Origin of the sequence: Thiohalomonas denitrificans, from assembly GCF_900102855.1 — a bacterium.
GTDB lineage: Bacteria > Pseudomonadota > Gammaproteobacteria > Thiohalomonadales > Thiohalomonadaceae > Thiohalomonas > Thiohalomonas denitrificans.
Genome location: NZ_FMWD01000003.1, coordinates 65,601 through 79,151, shown reverse-complemented (window position 1 = coordinate 79,151; position 13,551 = coordinate 65,601). Strand labels below are relative to the sequence as shown.

Sequence of the window (13,551 nt, the reverse complement as noted above, 5' to 3'; positions counted from 1 at the left end):
TTACTGGCTGTTGATAGAGGACACCGGCGAAACCGCTAGCGGGCCTCGGAGTGGTCGCTCGGCAGAACCGCCGCTCCGGCGGTATCGAAGTAGCGGCGGCACCACAGTTCGAGGCTGATCAGGGTGAAGAGCTTGCGGGCGGCGGACCCGGCCCGCTCGCCCCCATCCAGACAGTCGGTGATCAGGGCAGAGAGCCCTTCCCGACGCCACAGGCCACGATCGAGTGTCCGTGGCTCCAGCAGCAGCTCTGTCATCCAGTCGCGGAGCTCCCCCCTCAACCAGGAGGCATAATCGGGTGCGGCACCGAGCGGCCGACTGGCAACCGGAGTGCCTGCGGATAGCCGACTGAATCGTTGGCGCCATGCAGCGAGGCGGTGATGATATCGCAGCCTGCGCAGGCCGTAGGAGAGCGGCAGACCGCCTGTAGTCGTCGCCGGCAGGCTGGCCAGTTCGGGAGCGATCTTCAACAGGGCACGTCGATAGACCGATTTTTCACCCCAACGCAGCGATGGGGGCAGTGCACGGGCAAAATCGACCACTTCGTTGTCCAGAAACAGGGGTCGTATCCGTGTCCCGTCGGGAAAGAGATGGGCCAACCGGCTATCGAGGCGGCGGGTCCACTGGCGCAGCGCCCAGTAGTCCAACCGGTGGATCCCGTGGCGCGACGGGCAGCGTGCGAGGTCATCCCGAAACCGATGCACTGCTGCGCCTTCAACCTCTCGGTACCATTCCGGTTGAAGCAGTTGTGACAAATCCTCATCGCTGAAAATGCGCAAAGCCTCGAAATGGCGTTCGGCGGTAAATTCGTTGGCCCACTCTCGCGGCCGCGCGGGTTGCCCGAATACAGCGGCGCCGCCGCACCCGGTGACGATCACCGTAGCGTCGGTATCGTTCATTCCCCACGCCCCGAGTCCATCGAACTGGATGCAGCTTAGCGGTTCGGGGCTGAGCTCAATACCCCGGGGGGCGTCAGCTTTCAGTCGCTCCGGTCCGAGGGCATGAAACCGAAACGGAATGCCTGCGGTTTCCGCTACCTGCCAGGCAAAGGCCGCCTCCGAACTGTTCGGAGCGCCGAAAGCCAACCCGACCAATCGACTCCGATCGAGTGCACCGAGAGCTACGCGGGAACTGGTCCCGCCACTCAACAGGAAACCGCTGGTTTCCCCATGGGCCTGCCTGCGATCGGCACTGGCTCGAAGTACATCAACAGCACCGTCCACGTAACTCCGGGCGGAACGGCCATTCTCCTCCTCGCTGAGGACAAAATCCCAATAGCGCAGCGTTCGCATGCCGTCGGGCTCGCAAACCGTGAAGGTTCCCGGGGTGATTTCGGAGACGCCTCGGACCAGGGTATCGTCGGCCTGGAACAGATTGAGCCCGAGAAAATCGGCCAGACCGGCCGGGTTGAGGTGCGCCGGAAATGCCGGATTGGCCAGCATCGCCTTGGGGGATGAGGCCCAAATGTGGCGCCCGTCCACGAAAGCCTTATAGAGTGGGTGAAGCCCGAATCGGTCATTGGCCACCATCAGGCGCTTGCAAGCCATGTCCCAGATTACGGCTGCAAACGTGCCATTCAGAGTCTCGACAAAACCCTCTTTACGTTCCCGGTAGAGCTCCAGAAGCCGGAGTTCAGGGGCATCGCGGCCCTCACCCACCAACTCTCCCTCGAACAGCACACAACAGCTGTGAGAGGCATCCCAATGCAGCGATCTTCCGCCACAGGACGCCAATACCACCTCGCCTTCCATATGCATGGAAGGCTCACAATCGGGACGGCCAAGTCCACGCAGCATAGCCGCAACAGTACGAGCGTTTTCTCCGTTACGGCCACGCGGGTCGTAGCTGATCACGATACCTGGCATAGGCCTCTGCTTTCCGTTCCGAGGGTTGCGTGCTCCAGCCCTTCAGACAGAAAAGTATGGCAAGAAGCCACGGACTTACCACTACCGATGAGGCAGTCAGGAGAATGCCAAAGAGTCGATGTTAGTTCGTGCGCGAACGGAACTCGCGAAGAGCGGTTCTCGCCGGCTTGTGGTCCATGCGGGCGGGAAATAGTGTGACACTCAGAGCCCCGCTAATGGGTCCAGGGCAAGGCGCGCTGCGCTGCTTGGAATACACGCGCCGGCCCGGGCAGGATGCCTGTAGGTCGGCCTTCAGGGGGTCATCGGTTTGCGAAGGGCTAAAGTCGACCTACATCGTGGCGCAGGATGAGCCCATTTAGCGGGGCTCCCTTCGGGCCGGCACACAAGCACCCTTCGGCACCACTAGCTACTACTGAATGAGGCCGAGGATTCCGACGATGATGAGGTACACGGCGACAACATAATTCAGCATCCGCGGAACCAGTAAAATCAGGATCCCGGCAATCAGTGCCACAATAGGTTGTATGGTGACCATGGTCATGGAAAGGTCCGTTTTCCGTTCGTTTCCCCAAGTGTAGCCGGTGGGGAGCAAAGCGGACTCCGTAAGCTGAAGACGTATCCGCTATGCCAGCACTTCCGCCAAATCCCCTTTCTGCTCCAGCCATGATTTACGCTCTGGTGAGCGCTTCTTGGCGAGAAGCATATCCATCAGTTGGTTGGTATCGTCGCCGGGTTCGACCGTCAGCTGCACCAGGCGTCGCGTATCGGGGGCCAGGGTGGTCTCACGCAGCTGCATGGGATTCATCTCGCCCAGTCCCTTGAAGCGGGTGACCGCCACCTTGCCCTTTTTCTTTTCGGCGGCAATGCGATCCAGCACGCCCTGGCGCTCGGCGTCGTCCAGGGCATAGAAAAGCTCCTTGCCCACATCGATCCGATAGAGCGGCGGCATGGCGATGTAGACATTGCCGGAAGCCACCAGCGGACGGAAATGGCGCAAAAAGAGCGCACACAGGAGCGTGGCAATATGGGCACCGTCGGAGTCGGCATCGGCGAGCACACAAATCTTGCCGTAGCGAAGCCCTGACAGGTTTTCAGAGCCGGGATCGACACCGATGGCAACGGCGATATCGTGTACTTCCTGGGACGCCAGCACTTCGGCCGGGTCCACCTCCCAGGTATTCAGGATCTTGCCGCGTAGCGGCATGATGGCCTGAAACTCCTTGTTGCGGGCCTGTTTGGCCGAACCACCGGCCGAATCACCCTCCACCAGAAAAAGTTCTGTCCGATCCGGATCGGAGCTCGAACAGTCAGCCAGTTTGCCCGGCAGGGCCGGTCCCTGCGTGACTTTCTTGCGGGCAACCTTGCGCCCGGCCCGCAGCCGCGACTGGGCGCTGTTGATCACCTGGTCGGCGATGCGTTCGCCGAGATCGGTGTGCTGATTGAGCCAGAGGGAGAAGGCATCCTTCACCACTCCCGAGACAAACGGGGCGCACTCCCGTGAAGAGAGGCGCTCCTTGGTCTGGCCGGAGAATTGCGGATCCGCCATTTTGACGGAGAGGATATAGCTGAGCTTGTCCCAGACGTCGTCCGGGGCAATCTTCACACCACGTGGCAACAGATTCCGGAATTCGCAGAATTCGCGAATGGCTTCGGTGAGTCCGGTGCGGAGTCCGTTGACGTGGGTGCCACCCTGGGCCGTGGGCACCAGATTGACATAGCTTTCCGCTGTTGCTTCACCCCCCTCCGGCAGCCACACCACCGCCCATTCAGCCGCCTCGGTGGTTCCGCTGAAGCTACCCAGAAAGGGCTCCTCGGGAAGGGTTTCCCAGCCCTGCAGGGCGTCCATCAGATAGTCCCGCAGACCATCTTCGTAGAGCCACTCGGTAGTTTCGCCGCTGACCTCCTCCTTGAAGCGGATGTGCAATCCGGGGCAGAGCACCGCCTTGGCCCGAAGGATGTGCTTGAGACGGGGAACGGAGAATTTCGGCGAATCAAAGAAAGTGGTGTCGGGCCAGAAGTGCAGAGTGGTGCCGGTATTACGCTTGCCCACCTCACCAATCACCTCCAGGTCCGACTTTTTCTTGCCGTCGCCGAAGGTGATTTTGTACTCCTTTCCACCGCGCCGCACCCGGACATCCAGGTGTTTGGAGAGGGCATTGACCACCGAGATCCCCACCCCGTGCAGACCACCGGAAAACTGGTAGTTCTTGTCGGAGAATTTGCCGCCGGCGTGCAGTTTGCTGAGGATTACCTCGACGCCGGGCACGCCCTCTTTGGGATGAATGTCCACCGGCATGCCGCGACCGTCATCCTTCACCGCCAGCGAACCATCGTCGTAGAGGGTCACCTCGATGCTCTTGGCGTACCCGGCAATCGCCTCATCGACACTGTTGTCGATGACCTCCTGGGCCAGGTGATTCGGCCTTTCGGTCTGGGTGTACATGCCGGGGCGCTTGCGCACCGGTTCCAGACCCGAAAGGACCTCAATCGATTCAGCGGTGTAGTCAACAGCCATAGGCCTGCACAATCTCCGTTCGCTTGAGCGGCTTGGATTGTAGCGCAATCCACCAGCGGACGCAGTGGGCGGTTCGGCAGCCGGGGTTCAGGGGTTGGCAGCTAATGGTCTAACCACGGAGGACACAGAGTGGCTTGGGGAAATCAGCGTTGGCGACCGATAAGCGGAAGCTCAGTCCAAAGAGACTCCGAGGCGGCGTGCCACCGCTTCATAGGCTTCCACCACCCCGCCAATGCCCTGGCGGAAGCGATCCTTGTCCAGCTTGTCGCGGGTCTGCGCATCCCACAAACGGCAGCCATCCGGTGTGAATTCATCACCCAGGATGATCCGACCTTCGAATCGGCCATACTCCAGCTTGTAGTCGACCAGCAGCAGCCCCGCGTCGCAAAACAGTGCTTTCAAGACTTCGTTCACCCGGAAGGTCAGCGCCTTCATCTGCTCAATCTCGGCCTCTGTAGCCCAGCCGAAAGTCCGGATGTGATATTCGTTGATCATCGGATCGTGCCGGGCATCATCCTTGAGAAAGAATTCGAACGTGGGCGGGTCAAGATCGATGCCCTCCTCCACGCCCAGTCGCCGGACGATGGAACCGGCTGCAATATTTCGCACCACGCACTCCACCGGAAGCATCTCCAGCTTCTTTACCACCGACTCGGTGTCGGACAGCAAACGCTCGAAGTGGGTGGGTACGCCCGCTTCTTCGAGCTTTTGCATAATGAAGGCGTTGAACTTGTTGTTCACCATGCCCTTGCGTGCCAACTGTTCGATTTTTTCGCCGTCGAACGCCGAGGTGTCATCGCGGAACTGCAAGATCAACTTGTCCGCTTCGTCGGTGTTGTACACCGATTTCGCCTTGCCGGCGTAGAGTTCAGACTTCTTTTCCATATCGGCTTCCCGGATTTCGCCCAACAAGGGCAATCAATAGTAATTCATCGCGATCTCGAAGAATCTGCTCAGACAATCTCGCGCCAGCCAAAACCCTCGTCCTGCTCAGCCACCGCAACCCATTCCGGTGCACAACACAGGGCATCACTGATGGCGGCCCGCGCCAGGTCCGGGTGATTGTTCTTCTCGCTGAGGTGGGCGGCTACCACGTGCTGGAGCCCCGAGGTATTCAGCCGTTCCAGTACGCCCGCCGTCTGGGAGTTGCTGAGATGTCCATGTTCCCCGCCTACCCGCGCCTTGAGTGAGGGCGGATATGGCCCGTTGGCCAGCATCCCCGAATCATGATTACATTCAATCATCAGCGCATCGCAGCCTTCCAGTTGCGCTTCGATGTGCTGTGTGGAGCGCCCGGCGTCGGTCAAGATTCCCAGCCGAAAGGCACCGTTGCCAATCACGAATTGACTCGGTTCACGGGCGTCGTGTGGTACCGGAAAAGGCCAAATCTCGAGATCACCGATGGCAAACGGTTCATGGCAGCTGAACAACTCAATCCGGGGAAGCTCACCGAGGTCCCGGCGCCCCCAGGTACCGGGCGTCATCCAGACCTGCGTACCGTAGCGCCGGGCCCAAACCCCCACGCCGCCTATGTGATCAGCGTGTTCATGGGTCACCAGTATCGCGTCGATCGATTCCGGCGAGCGACCCAGACGGGCCAGCCGTCGCACGGTTTCCCGAACGGAGAAGCCACAATCGATGAGGACGCAGGTGCCGCCCTCTTCTACCAGTGCAGCATTTCCGCTACTGCCGCTGCCAAGAGATGCAAATCGCACCAGGCTAGCGCAACTGCTGCGCCAATCGCTCCAACACCATCTCGGCCCGGCGTGGATCGGCGGCAGCGCCTTCGGCGTTCTGCAGGGCAACCCGGGTTTCACGGTCGTCGCCACGGACCACCACACGCGCCTTTTCGCCGTCTTTCACCGAATCACGCTCGTCATCGCTGGCGAACAGCTTGCTCAGCCACCCCTGCTCCGCCTTTTCGCCCGCATCGGCCAACCGATCAACGTAACGGACAAAATACACACCCTCGGCGCGATTACGGTCTTCCACAACGAACCCGATGCGATCCAGCGCTATGCCGGTGCGTCGCCAGGCGCGGTCAAAGCCATCTTGCACAACGACATGCAGTTCACTTCCGGCTTTCACCAGCTCGGCTTGCGGCCGCTCCGGTTCTACCTCAGCGAGCATGCGACTCGAGGTTTGCGCATCAACTCCCAGGGAAACCATAATCCGATTCAGCATCTCCTGAGCCAGTTCGGGATCGCTCGGACGCGGCTGCCAGACCAGGTCCTCATTGCCCCTTACCTGCTGCTCCATCACCACCTGCTCTACCCCGTAATGGGTCAGATAGAGTTCGGTTTTGTTATCATCAGTACGCTCGAGGCGCACACGAAACTTGTCACGCGATGACGCAGAATAGAGCCGGTCGAGCAACTTGCGGAGGAACCCTTCCGGCCTGTCGGTCGGATCGTCGGTCCAGCGGGTTTCCATAATGCCGATATCCGGCTCATCAATCTCGAGCTCGAAACCGTGCTCCAACCAAAATCCACGAACCCGGTTCCAGACGTCTTCGGGCGCGGCATCAATCTGGAGCCATCGCTGGTCGCCCCGGCCCTTCACCTCAACATTGCTCTTGTTGGCAAGCACAGCCGAACGTTGACCGCCTGCGTCCGTCACAGAGGCGTGCTGGCCGGACGAAATTTCCGGCAGGGAGGTGTCGTTCCGCACCACCGGACTGGTCAGGTCCGGCGGAATCTCCAGTGGCGGCAGCGTTCCGGCCTGCCGATACTCGGCATTACGGGTGGACTTGGAACCACTGCTACAGCCGGCCACCAGTGACAAAAGGGTCAATGCCGCCACGATCAAAATCAGTCTTCGCACCGAAAAATCCTCAACACTCAAAAATGGGGAGCACCCGGTTCCTACAGAACGCCCGCTTGGCGCAGTGCGTCGCGTACCGTTTCGTGGTGTGCATCCGAAAGTACGGTCAGAGGCAGACGAATTCCGGGCGGGATGAGCCCCATTTCATGCAGTGCCCATTTGACCGGGATAGGATTCGCTTCGACGAACAGTTTGCGGTGCAGGGGCATCAGCTTACTGTTGATCGCCTCCGCCATTTCACGGTCGCCTGCAATGGCGGCCGCACACATCTCATGCATCTGCCTGGGAGCAACATTGGCAGTCACGGAGACATTTCCCTTGCCACCCATCAGCATCAGCTCCATCGCCGTCGCATCATCACCGCTGAAGATGTCCATCCGGTCGCCGCAGCGCTCGATCAGTTCCCGGGCACGCTGCATGTCCCCGGTCGCCTCCTTGATGCCGACGATATTAGAGACATGGGAGAGCCGCTCAACGGTATCCGGCAGAAGGTCACAGGCCGTACGACCCGGCACGTTATAAAGGAGTTGAGGCACCGGAACCGCCTCTGCGATAGCGGCGAAGTGCAGGTACATGCCTTCCTGAGTCGGCTTATTGTAGTAAGGTACCACCAGCAGGCAGGCGTCCACCCCTGCTTCCATGGCGCAACGGGTCAACTCGATCGCCTCCCGGGTGGAATTGGCGCCAGTACCTCCTATCACCGGAATCCGGCCGCCGGCCATGTCAACCACCCGTTTTATCACCCAGCAGTGCTCGTCATGATCGAGCGTTGGGGACTCTCCGGTGGTGCCAACAGCCACGATTCCGTCCGTGCCGTTTTCAATATGGAACTCGACCAGCTGTTCCAGGCTCTGCTCGTCGATGGAACCATCGGCCCGCATCGGCGTTGCCAGGGCCACCAGACTGCCATGAAACATGCCCGTTCTCCAGCCGAAAAATTAAGAATGCATGGTACTTTGGCACCTGTTTGAAGACAAGCGAACTGTTCCGCAGGCGGGCGCTACCAGAGGTGAGCGGAGCATTGTGCCCCGTGGTCCCCGTGTACCCCGTGTACCCCGTGGTTACAATCCTTCATTGATTCCGGCCTGAGCAGCAGGGGTACGGCGCGCAACAAAATAACGCCTGCAGCCGCACCAGGGGCGGCTATGTCGGAGCCCATATTGGGTGATAAACTCAATATGGAACCTCCAAGGATAAGAACTCTACCGCATGACTCAGTCCAAGTATCTCGTGATCTCCGCACTCGGCAAGGACCGGCCCGGTATCGTCGATCGCCTCACCGGTCCCGTAATGGAAGCGGGCTGTAACATCCTCGATACCCGCATGACAGTTCTGGGCGGCGAGTTCGCCATTCTTCTGATGGTGGAGGGCTCCTGGGCTGAAGTCGCCAAGCTCGAACACCTGCTCCCCGTGCTGGAAAAGCGGCTTGAGCTGACCATCATCGCCAAGCGCACCGAAGAGCGCCCCGATCGGACCGGCGGGATGCCCTACCTGATCAATGTGGTGTCACTCGACCATCCGGGTATCGTCAACCAGATTGCCGGATTTTTCTCGACCCGTAACATCAACATCGAGGATCTCTATACCGAGAGCTATCGCGCGGCCCATACCGGGACCCAGATGTTTTCGGCCAACATCACGGTAAACATTCCCGGCGATATTCACATCGCCCAGTTGCGAAACGAGTTTCTCGATTTCTGCGATTCGCTCAATCTCGATGCAGTCCTCGAGCCGGTCAAGGGTTGAGCAGTTAACCGCCCGCAAGCAAACGGAACCAGTCAGTTGCTGCAGTTGCCGGCAGTCCAATTATTCCGCCGTCCCTGCGCGCGGCGAAGGATCAAAGGCCAATATCGAAAGGAGCGGACAACCATGAGCCAAATAGCGATCGGAAAGGAAATCCCCGACTTCAGCCTGCCTGCGACCGGCGATCAGACGATTCGTCTGTCGGATTTGAGGGGTCGGAACCTGGTGCTCTATTTTTACCCGAAGGACAGCACACCCGGCTGCACCCGGGAAGGACAGGCGTTCGGTGACCTTCATGATTCCTTTCATAAGTACGATACGGTCATCCTGGGCGTATCCCGGGACAGCGTGAAGGCCCATGAAAACTTCAAGGCCAGGCAGGGCTTCCCCTTCGATTTGCTATCGGACAAGGAAGAGCTCCTCTGCAGGGCATTCGACGTTCTCAAGGAAAAAAACATGTATGGTCGCAAGGTCATGGGCATCGAGCGCAGTACTTTTCTTGTCGATGCTGCAGGGATCCTGCGGGAGGAGTGGCGCAAAGTGAAGGTGGACGGCCATGCCGAAGCCGTTCTGGAGGCTGTTAAAGGACTCCATGCACAAAACCATGAGTGAGAATTGCACCACTGGGATGCAGATTGCGCGGGGTTTTTACAGCGTTTTTTCTCAACAAGCGTGCCCGTCCCGCGCTCGAAAAATATCCGGAGTTTTGAACATTCAATGACTGACAACAAAAGCGCCCGTCCGGCCGGTAAACGGCTTTTTGTGCTTGATACGAACGTGCTGATGCACGATCCCACCGCCCTGTTCCGCTTCCAGGAACACGATATCTATCTGCCGATGGTCGTCATCGAAGAGCTCGACAATAATAAAAAAGGCCATTCGGAAGTTGCCCGCAATGCTCGCCAGGCAAGCCGCTTCCTCGACGAAGTGATGACGGGTGCCAACAAGGCCGACATCGACGCGGGCCTTCCCCTCGGTGAGCCGGGGGAGAGTGCCGGGCAGCGCCCCACCGGCCGGATCTTTTTCCAGACCTCCAGTATGGAGGCCAATCTTCCCGCCACCCTGCCGGGCAGCAAGCCGGATAACAATATCCTCGGAACGGCCCTCGCGCTCCGGGAAACGCACGCTGAACAGACGGTCATCCTGGTATCGAAGGATACCAACATGCGCATCAAGGCTGCCGCTATCGGTATTCACGCCGAGGATTACCGCAACGATCAGGTGCTGGAAGACGTCAATCTGCTCTATAGCGGTAACGAGGAGTTGACCAGCAATTTCTGGGAATTACACAGCAAGGAAATGGAATCCTGGAAAAAGGAGGGGCGCACGTTCTACCGCGTAGCCGGTCCCGACGCCGCTCACTGGCATGCCAACGAATTCCTTTTCCTGAACGGAGACGACAACGAGCCCGCTTCCTTCGAGGCCGTGGTGCGGACGGTGGAGGATGAAAGCGCCATCATCGAAACCGTAAAAGATTTCCGCGGCAGTCAAAAGATTTGGGGCATCTCCGCCCGTAACCGGGAGCAAAACTTTGCACTGAATCTGCTGATGGACCCGGAGATCGATTTCGTGACGATGGTCGGTCAGGCGGGTACCGGCAAGACGCTGCTGACCTTGGCGGCCGGCCTTGCGCAGGTCCTGGATGAACAGCTTTACAGCGAAATCATCATGACGCGCGTCACCGTTCCGGTGGGCGAGGATATCGGTTTTCTCCCCGGCACCGAAGAGGAGAAGATGGCCCCCTGGATGGGCGCCCTGATGGACAATCTCGAGGTTCTCACCCAGTCCGAACACAACAGTGACTGGGAGCGGGCAGCCACCCAGGAACTGGTGGCCAAGCGAGTAAAAATCCGCTCCCTGAACTTCATGCGGGGTCGGACCTTCCTCAACAAGTACATTATCATCGATGAGGCCCAAAACCTGACCTCGAAGCAGATGAAAACCCTGATCACCCGTGCCGGTCCCGGTACCAAGGTAATCTGCCTGGGCAATGTCGCCCAGATCGATACGCCCTATCTGACCGAAACCAACTCCGGTCTAACCTACGTCGTCGATCGTTTCAAGGGCTGGGCCCATAGCGGCCATATCACCCTGCTCCGCGGCGAACGCTCGCGGCTGGCGGATTTCGCTTCCGAGGCGCTTTAGATCAAACCACGGGGAACTACGGAAAACCACAGAGAACACAGAGAACACAGAGAACTTCTTTTAAAACTCTCTGTGCCCTCTGTGGTTTAAAAGCCGTTCCCTTGTTCCCCGTGGTTAACTGCTCGCCGGCTCTTCGGGCATTTGGTCGTCGGGTTCGGTGCGGGGCCAGGCACGGATCAGGGCATTGACGAGGGTGGCGAGCGGGATGGCGAAGAAGACGCCCCATACGCCCCACATTCCGCCGAAGACGAGGACGGCGACGATAATCGCCACCGGGTGCAGATTCACCACTTCCGAGAACAGCAGCGGCACCAGGAGATTGCCGTCGATGGCCTGGATAATCCCATAAGCGACCATGATCCAGGCAAACTCGGGAGTCCAGCCAAACTGGAAATAGGCAATCACAGCCACAGGAAACGTGACCACGGCAGCACCGATATAGGGCACCAGCACCGAGAGCCCCACCAGCACCCCCAGCAGAATCGCATACTTGAGGTCCATCAGGGCGAAGATCACATAGGTCACCACCCCGATGATAAGGATCTCCCAGAATTTGCCCCGCACGTAGTTTCCGATCTGGATATCGACCTCATGCCAGATATGCGAGGCAAGAGAGCGCTCCCGTGGCAGGAAGCCGGTCACCCAGACGACGATGCGGTGCTTGTCCTTCAGGAAGAAGAACACCAGCAGCGGTACCAGAATCAGGTACACCACCAGGGTGATGAGACCCGGTATCGAGGAGATGGAGAGCGAAAGCATACGCTGCCCGAGATTGGTGATATGGAGCCGCAGCACGCTGATGATTTCATTGACCTGCTGCTCCGAAATGAAGGCGTAATGCTCGGGCAGTCGCAGCAAGGCGTCGCGGCCGGTGCTGACATAGCTCGGCAGCTCACGAATCAGCTCCACCGTCTGGGTCCACAGCAGCGGCACCACCCCGAACAGCAGGAACATCAGGAAAGTCATGAACACGAGGAAGACCAGGATAACACTGCTGGTCCGTCCGCCTCCTTCCCGCTCAAGGACCGCGACGATGCCCTCCAGCAGATAAGCGATGACCATCGCCGCCAAGACCGGGGCCAACATCCGGCCCATGGTCAGAACAACACCAAAGCCAAGCATCAGCAGCACCACCAGCAGCACTGCCTGCGGGTCCGAGAAGTAGCGCCGGAACCAATCGGTGATGACGTTCATCGGTTATCGTCACCGAACTGCTTTTCATAGTGTCGCCGGAAGACTACCTCCAACTCGTCGATGACCTGAGAGGCGGCCCGGCCCTGCATGACGTGCTGGGCCATCAGGGCCGAGGTTTCATGAAGCATTTTAGAGCGGTCGAGCATGTGATAGGTCTCGGAGAGCCGCTTGATGGCCCCGATGACGCTCTCCTGCTCCGGACGGGGGATCGGTTTGGGCTGCTTGTCCACCGGCTCGCTCCCGGCCCGCTCCACCAGGAACTCTGCAAATGCCACCAAGGTGTCACGCTCTGCATCGGGCAAGCGCCGGAAGCACTCCAGCAGGTTTTTTTCGGGATGGCCCATAGTGGTCGCTCAGGGATGTTCCTGACAATAGATCTTGGCGAAATCGAGCAGCTTTTCGATCGCCCGCAAGCGGAATTTCTGCTTCTGATGGACGAAGGAAAACGGACGCTCCATGGGCGGCTGGATATTAATCGCCAGCAGTGTACCCAGCTCCAGCTCCTTGGCAATGGTGGCGCGGGATACAATGGAGATTCCCATCCCCGCTTCGACCGCGCCCTTCACCGCTTCCGGGCTGCCCAGTTCCATCACCACATCAAGATTGGCCGAATCGATGGAGGTCTGCTTGAGCTGATCCAGAATCACCTCACGGGTGCCGGAGCCCTCTTCACGACAGATGTAGGGGTACTCCAGCAGGGTGGAGATGGGAACCGAATCCCGGCCCGCCAATTCGTGTCCCGGAGGGATGATCAGCACCATCTGGTCAACCCGGCAGGTCTCGACCACCAGATTCTTGTTATGGACTGGTGACTCCACAACTCCAAGGTCGATAGAGTTATTCTCCACCATGGCCACAATGGCATCGCTATTGGCTACCGAAAGGCGGATCGTCACCTCCGGATACTTTTTCTTGAAGTCTCCCAGGAGGGCCGGCAGCATGTACTCGGCCACGGTGGTACTCGCCCCGACCAAAAGTACCCCACTCACCTCTCCGGTGAGGTCCCGGACAGCATTCTCCATCTCGGCATAGAGCGCAAAAATCCCGTCGGCGTAGCGATATACACGCTCTCCCGCTTCGGTCAGGCTAATCCGGTTATGCGTACGATCGAAAAGGCGGGTATTGAAATACTCCTCGAGCTGGCGAACCTGAAAAGTTACCGCCGGCTGGGTCATGTGTAACGATTCGGCCGCTTTGGTAAAGCTGAGCAACCGGGCCACGGTGTGAAAAACTTGCAGGCGTCTATCAGCCATATCGAGTTATCGTTTT

Annotated in this window: 13 protein-coding genes; 3 read left to right on the top strand and 10 right to left on the bottom strand. The window is 59.1% G+C overall.

Features of this window, described 5'->3' with window-relative positions:
• Positions 1-35: 35 nt before the first annotated feature.
• From BLP65_RS05110 to dapA, 7 genes are all read right to left on the bottom strand, one after another.
• Positions 36-1,862, bottom strand: coding sequence for an asparagine synthase-related protein (locus BLP65_RS05110; protein ID WP_092993470.1), 1,827 nt, complete (start codon positions 1,860-1,862; stop codon positions 36-38).
• 409 nt (positions 1,863-2,271) lie between these two features.
• A complete protein-coding gene (locus tag BLP65_RS05105) occupies positions 2,272-2,403 on the bottom strand; it encodes a DUF3096 domain-containing protein (RefSeq protein WP_092994329.1) in 132 nt (43 codons plus the stop codon).
• 81 nt (positions 2,404-2,484) lie between these two features.
• Positions 2,485-4,377, bottom strand: a complete 1,893-nt coding sequence (parE, locus tag BLP65_RS05100) for a DNA topoisomerase IV subunit B (RefSeq protein ID WP_092993467.1) — start codon at positions 4,375-4,377, stop codon at positions 2,485-2,487.
• Between the two features lie 171 nt (positions 4,378-4,548).
• Positions 4,549-5,262, bottom strand: coding sequence for a phosphoribosylaminoimidazolesuccinocarboxamide synthase (gene purC / locus BLP65_RS05095; RefSeq protein WP_092993464.1), 714 nt, complete (start codon positions 5,260-5,262; stop codon positions 4,549-4,551).
• A 68-nt stretch (positions 5,263-5,330) separates the two neighbouring features.
• A complete protein-coding gene (locus BLP65_RS05090; RefSeq protein WP_092993461.1) occupies positions 5,331-6,092 on the bottom strand; it encodes an MBL fold metallo-hydrolase in 762 nt (253 codons plus the stop codon).
• A gap of 4 nt (positions 6,093-6,096) precedes the next feature.
• The gene (gene bamC, locus BLP65_RS05085; protein WP_175452448.1) at positions 6,097-7,200 is read right to left on the bottom strand and encodes an outer membrane protein assembly factor BamC; all 1,104 of its coding nucleotides are present in this window, start codon (positions 7,198-7,200) and stop codon (positions 6,097-6,099) included.
• 41 nt (positions 7,201-7,241) lie between these two features.
• A complete protein-coding gene (dapA, locus tag BLP65_RS05080; RefSeq protein ID WP_092993455.1) occupies positions 7,242-8,117 on the bottom strand; it encodes a 4-hydroxy-tetrahydrodipicolinate synthase in 876 nt (291 codons plus the stop codon).
• A 292-nt stretch (positions 8,118-8,409) separates the two neighbouring features.
• Here dapA and BLP65_RS05075 point away from each other — a divergent pair, with 292 nt between their 5' ends.
• From BLP65_RS05075 to BLP65_RS05065, 3 genes are all read left to right on the top strand, one after another.
• Positions 8,410-8,946 carry a glycine cleavage system transcriptional repressor gene (locus BLP65_RS05075; RefSeq protein WP_092993452.1) on the top strand — a complete coding sequence of 179 codons (537 nt, stop codon included), beginning with the start codon at positions 8,410-8,412 and terminating at the stop codon, positions 8,944-8,946.
• A gap of 123 nt (positions 8,947-9,069) precedes the next feature.
• A complete protein-coding gene (locus BLP65_RS05070; protein ID WP_092993449.1) occupies positions 9,070-9,555 on the top strand; it encodes a peroxiredoxin in 486 nt (161 codons plus the stop codon).
• Positions 9,556-9,660: 105 nt separating this feature from the next.
• Complete coding sequence (locus tag BLP65_RS05065) at positions 9,661-11,088, top strand: PhoH family protein (protein WP_092993447.1); 1,428 nt, start codon at positions 9,661-9,663, stop codon at positions 11,086-11,088.
• Positions 11,089-11,202: 114 nt separating this feature from the next.
• Here BLP65_RS05065 and BLP65_RS05060 read toward each other — a convergent pair whose 3' ends face one another.
• From BLP65_RS05060 to BLP65_RS05050, 3 genes are read right to left on the bottom strand one after another with little or no spacing between them, the layout of a single operon-like run.
• Positions 11,203-12,282 carry an AI-2E family transporter gene (locus BLP65_RS05060; RefSeq protein WP_092993444.1) on the bottom strand — a complete coding sequence of 360 codons (1,080 nt, stop codon included), beginning with the start codon at positions 12,280-12,282 and terminating at the stop codon, positions 11,203-11,205.
• Entirely contained in the window at positions 12,279-12,626 is a 348-nt protein-coding gene (locus BLP65_RS05055) for a Crp/Fnr family transcriptional regulator (protein WP_092993441.1), read from the bottom strand. The genes BLP65_RS05060 and BLP65_RS05055 overlap by 4 nt, the downstream gene beginning before the upstream one ends.
• Positions 12,627-12,635: 9 nt before the next feature.
• On the bottom strand, positions 12,636-13,535 hold the full coding sequence (locus BLP65_RS05050) for a selenium metabolism-associated LysR family transcriptional regulator (RefSeq protein WP_092993438.1): 900 nt from the start codon (positions 13,533-13,535) through the stop codon (positions 12,636-12,638).
• Positions 13,536-13,551 lie beyond the last annotated feature (16 nt).

Coding starts and splice junctions, on each gene's coding strand:
- BLP65_RS05110 (WP_092993470.1), bottom strand. CDS start 1,862: ATGCCAGGTATCGTGATCAGCTACGACCCGCGTGGCCGTAACGGAGAA.
- BLP65_RS05105 (WP_092994329.1), bottom strand. CDS start 2,403: ATGACCATGGTCACCATACAACCTATTGTGGCACTGATTGCCGGGATC.
- parE (WP_092993467.1), bottom strand. CDS start 4,377: ATGGCTGTTGACTACACCGCTGAATCGATTGAGGTCCTTTCGGGTCTG.
- purC (WP_092993464.1), bottom strand. CDS start 5,262: ATGGAAAAGAAGTCTGAACTCTACGCCGGCAAGGCGAAATCGGTGTAC.
- dapA (WP_092993455.1), bottom strand. CDS start 8,117: ATGTTTCATGGCAGTCTGGTGGCCCTGGCAACGCCGATGCGGGCCGAT.
- BLP65_RS05075 (WP_092993452.1), top strand. CDS start 8,410: ATGACTCAGTCCAAGTATCTCGTGATCTCCGCACTCGGCAAGGACCGG.
- BLP65_RS05070 (WP_092993449.1), top strand. CDS start 9,070: ATGAGCCAAATAGCGATCGGAAAGGAAATCCCCGACTTCAGCCTGCCT.
- BLP65_RS05065 (WP_092993447.1), top strand. CDS start 9,661: ATGACTGACAACAAAAGCGCCCGTCCGGCCGGTAAACGGCTTTTTGTG.
- BLP65_RS05060 (WP_092993444.1), bottom strand. CDS start 12,282: ATGAACGTCATCACCGATTGGTTCCGGCGCTACTTCTCGGACCCGCAG.
- BLP65_RS05055 (WP_092993441.1), bottom strand. CDS start 12,626: ATGGGCCATCCCGAAAAAAACCTGCTGGAGTGCTTCCGGCGCTTGCCC.
- BLP65_RS05050 (WP_092993438.1), bottom strand. CDS start 13,535: ATGGCTGATAGACGCCTGCAAGTTTTTCACACCGTGGCCCGGTTGCTC.